This is a genomic window from Pseudomonas citronellolis (assembly GCF_029335315.1).
Taxonomy (GTDB): domain Bacteria; phylum Pseudomonadota; class Gammaproteobacteria; order Pseudomonadales; family Pseudomonadaceae; genus Pseudomonas; species Pseudomonas citronellolis_A.
In genome coordinates, this window is the sequence record NZ_JARJLT010000261.1 from 1 (window position 1) to 4,001 (window position 4,001).

3 protein-coding genes are annotated in these 4,001 nt (G+C 70.2%); 2 read left to right on the forward strand and 1 reads right to left on the reverse strand.

The features are described 5' to 3' along the window. Positions 1-10: 10 nt before the first annotated feature. On the reverse strand, positions 11-1,855 hold the full coding sequence (locus P3W75_RS19455; RefSeq protein WP_276228942.1) for a filamentous hemagglutinin N-terminal domain-containing protein: 1,845 nt from the start codon (positions 1,853-1,855) through the stop codon (positions 11-13). A gap of 208 nt (positions 1,856-2,063) precedes the next feature. Here P3W75_RS19455 and P3W75_RS19460 point away from each other — a divergent pair, with 208 nt between their 5' ends. Both P3W75_RS19460 and P3W75_RS19465 read left to right on the forward strand, forming a co-directional pair. Next, positions 2,064-3,023 carry an AAA family ATPase gene (locus tag P3W75_RS19460; protein ID WP_276228943.1) on the forward strand — a complete coding sequence of 320 codons (960 nt, stop codon included), beginning with the start codon at positions 2,064-2,066 and terminating at the stop codon, positions 3,021-3,023. After that, positions 3,023-3,982 carry a DUF58 domain-containing protein gene (locus P3W75_RS19465; RefSeq protein WP_430765391.1) on the forward strand — a complete coding sequence of 320 codons (960 nt, stop codon included), beginning with the start codon at positions 3,023-3,025 and terminating at the stop codon, positions 3,980-3,982. Before P3W75_RS19460 ends, P3W75_RS19465 begins: the two co-directional genes overlap by 1 nt. Positions 3,983-4,001 lie beyond the last annotated feature (19 nt).

Sequence of the window (4,001 nt, forward strand, 5' to 3'; positions counted from 1 at the left end):
GCGAACCGCGCTAGAGCAGCGTCCGCAACGGGATATGCGACTCGACATCGCCGTCGCTGAAGATTTCCCCCTCGCCCGTCAGGCTGCCCACGTTCAGGTAAAGCGCTTCGCCGCTGCCCACCACGCCATGGTTCGCCAGCCCTTCGGCGTTCAGCCAGAGGTCGCCGTAGGTGAGGATGCTGCCACGGTTGACTACCCGCTTGCGCACATCCAGGGTCAGGTAGGCGCCACCGATGATGCTGCCGCCGGCGTGCAGGTCGATGGAGTCGGCGCTCATGCGGAAACTTTCGTCGCTCATCAGCCGCCCGCCGCCGCTGTACATGCCGCGCAGGTCCAGCTCGAAGCGGCCTTCGCTGGTCATCTGCCCGGCGTTGCGCCAGTTGTCGCCTTGGCCACGTAGCGCCAGTGTGCCGTGCAGGCGGCCGCCGGCGCCCTGCTCGAGCTCGCCCACGTCGAGAATCAGTTCGCGCGCCTGCAGGCTGCTGCGGTTGACCCAACGATCGCGCTTGATGTGCAGCACCGAGCGGGTGACGAAACGGCCGCCGGCAAGGCCCAGTTGCTCCAGGTCGATGCCGAAGCGGCCGGAACCGCCGTGCCAGACCCAGCCGCCGTCATTGAGCAGGCCGCCGCTGCGCAGGTCGAGGTCGCGGGCGTTGCTGTCCAGCCGGCCGTTGCGGTTGTCCAGCAGGCCGGCGATGCGAATGTCCGTGCTGCCTTCCCAGCCGCGCACGTTGATGCGCCCCTGGCCGTTGCTCAGGCTGGCGGCGGCCAGACCCAGGCGGCCACGGCTTTCGATCAGCCCCTGGGTGTTGTACAGGGCGCCGCCCAGGGTGAAGTCCAGGTCCTGCCCGCGCAACTGGCCGCCACGGTTGTCCAGGCCGCCACCCAGGCGGATCGACAGCCCGCCGCCGGCGTCCAGGCTCCCCCGGTTGCGCAGGTCGCCCGCAGCCTCGATATCGACCTTCCCGGCGGCCGCCAGGGGGCCGCCCAGCTCAATGTCGCCGGCCTTCAGCCGCACGCCACCGGCACTTTGTGCGCGGGCGAGCTCGAGGCGGCCGTTGGCGTCGATATGGATATCGCCGGCGCTGGCGGCCATCTCGCCGGCCAGGCGCACGCCGACGCCGCGTTCGGTGCCGACCAGGCGAATGGCGTTGGCGTACATGCCGCCGAGGGCCGAGCTGTCGATGGCTAGGCCCGGCGCCTGGCTGCCGTCGGCGGCCTTGGCGCTGGCGGCCAGGCTCTCGCCGTCGACCCGGTTGCGCCCGGCGACGACGCTCAGGTGCTGCGCGTGCAGCGCGGCGTTGAGCGTGGCGCTGCGGGTGATCAGCTCGAAGCGCTCCACCTGGCGTGCGTCGAGGCCGGCGCCTTCGATACCGATGTGCCCGCCGTCGACGTCGTAGCCCTGCAGGCGCCCGCCCTCGACCAGCGGCCGGCCGGTGCTCAGGGTGGCGCGCGGCATGTTGATGAAGCCGCAGCCGTTGCAGGTGATGCCGTGGGGATTGGCGAGGATGAAGTGCGCGCCCGGCCCGGCGATCTCGATGGCGCCGCGCAGTTGCGAGGGGCTGCCGCCGGTGACTTCGCCGAGGATCTTGCGCGCCGCGCCGCCGACGAGATTGGGGTTGCCGGCGATGGCGCCACCCAGTTGGGTGTGCGCGCCGCCCGGCGAATTGTTGAGGATCAGCCCTTCGCGGCCGACGTTGAAATCCTGGAAACGGTTATGCGACAGGCCGTTGGCGTTGGGCGCTGCGATGTCGACGATGGGCACGCCATTGCCGGCGGCGGCGGCGTGGGGAAGTGCGCAGAAGGACAGCAGGGTGGCCAGGGCGGCCGGCAGGTGCAAGGCGTTGCGTTCCATGTCGCTGGACTCCGGGTTCCGTAGGAGCCCTTTACGCTATGAGGGAAACACTTCGGAAATCGGTACTTGTGGTGTCGGAAGACTCGCCATCCACCCCTGGAAGCCAGGCCGGCCGGGGCACCCTGCACGCGCCCGCGGCGATGCAGTAAAGTAATGCCCCCGGCGGCCACCGCACGCGCCGCCCTCCCATTCCAGGAACCCGCATTCGATGGAACATCGTGAGTCGCTTCTCGCGTTGCGACATTTCCTCTCCAGCCAGATCCTCGGCCAGGAAAAGCTCATCGAGCGTCTGCTCATCGCCCTGCTCGCCGACGGCCACCTGCTGGTGGAAGGCGCGCCCGGGCTGGCCAAGACCAAGGCCATCAAGGACCTCGCCGAAGGCCTGGAGGCCGAATTCCATCGCATCCAGTTCACCCCCGACCTGCTCCCGGCGGACATCACCGGCACCGAGATCTATCGCCCGGAAAACGGCACCTTCTGCTTCCAGCAGGGGCCGATCTTCCACCACCTGGTGCTGGCCGACGAGATCAACCGCGCCCCGGCCAAGGTGCAGTCGGCGCTGCTCGAGGCCATGGCCGAGCGCCAGGTCAGCATCGGCCGCAGCACCTACGACCTGCCGCCGCTGTTCCTGGTGATGGCCACCCAGAACCCCATCGAGCAGGAAGGCACCTACCCGCTGCCCGAGGCGCAGCTCGACCGCTTCCTGATGCACGTGAAGATCGGCTACCCGGAAGCCTCGGTGGAGCGCCGCATCCTCCAGCAGGCGCGTGGCGAGGCGCTCAACGGCAGCGCCCGCCCGGAACGCCAGGTGACCCAGGAGGCGATCTTCGCCGCGCGCAAGGAAACCCTCGGCCTCTACATGGCCGACGCGGTGGAGGAATACCTGGTGCAACTGGTGATGGCCACCCGCACCCCGGCCAAGTTCGACCCCGAGCTGGCCGAGTGGATCGCCTACGGCGCCAGCCCGCGCGGCTCCATCGCCCTCGACCGCTGCGCGCGCGCCCACGCCTGGCTGGGTGGCCGCGACTTCGTCAGCCCCGAGGACATCCAGGCGGTGCTGTTCGACGTGCTGCGCCACCGCCTGATCCTCTCCTTCGAGGCGGAAGCCGCGGGGATCGACCAGGACCGCGTGGTCCAGCGCATCCTCGACGTGGTCGCCGTGGCCTGATGCTGGACACCGCCAGTTCCGGCGTGACGGTCAGCCTGCAGGAGCTGATCGAGGTACGCCATCGCCTGCGCGAGGTGCAGCTGTTCTCCACGCCGGCGCGGCGCAGCCCGCTGATCGGCCTGCACCATTCGCGCCTGCGCGGGCGCGGCGTGGACTTCGACCAGGTGCGCGTGTACCAGCCCGGCGACGACGTGCGCACCATCGACTGGCGCGTCACCGCGCGCACCCGCGAGCCGCACACCAAGCTGTTCCACGAGGAGCGCGAACGCCCGGTGTTCGTCCTCGTCGAGCAGAGCCGGCGGACCTTCTTCGGCTCCGGCCTGTGCCTGAAATCGGTGCTCGCCGCGCGCGCCGCGGCCCTCCTCGGCTGGGCCGCGCTGGGCCACAACGACCGCATCGGCGGGTTGGTGCTGACCGACCACGACACCCACGAGATCAAGCCGCGGCGCAGCAAGCAGAGCCAGCTGCAGTTGCTCAACCTGATCGTTCGCGCCAACCACGCGCTGCTCGTCGACGAAGGCCAGCCGGCCAGCGCCGACGGTTTCGGCCTGGCCCTGCGGCGCGCCCGCGAGGTGCTGCGCCCGGGCAGCCTGGTGATGATCGTGTGCGACGAGCGGGCGCTGGGCAACAACGCCCAGGGCGACCTCGCCGAACAGCAACTGAGCCTGCTGGCACGGCACACCGACCTGGTCCTGCTGCCGGTCTCCGACCCGCTCGACCACGCCCTGCCGGCCGCCGGACTGATGCGTTTCACGGAAGGCCAGGCACAGCTGGAGGTCGACACCCTGGTCGACGAACAGCGCCTGGACTACCGCGCCCTCGGCGAAGCCCGTCGCGAACGCTGGAAGCGCCTGAGCCAGCGCCTGGGCGTGCCGCTGCTGCCGCTGAGCACCCAGGAGGAACTGATCGACCAGTTGCGCGACCACCTCGAACAATCCGCCTCGGGGCGCCGCCCATGAGCGCCCTCGACGCCCTGGA

Bases quoted from the DNA above. Each gene is read 5' to 3' on its own strand.
- P3W75_RS19460 (WP_276228943.1), top strand. From the start codon at position 2,064: ATGGAACATCGTGAGTCGCTTCTCGCGTTGCGACATTTCCTCTCCAGC.
- P3W75_RS19455 (WP_276228942.1), bottom strand. From the start codon at position 1,855: ATGGAACGCAACGCCTTGCACCTGCCGGCCGCCCTGGCCACCCTGCTG.
- P3W75_RS19465 (WP_430765391.1), top strand. From the start codon at position 3,023: ATGCTGGACACCGCCAGTTCCGGCGTGACGGTCAGCCTGCAGGAGCTG.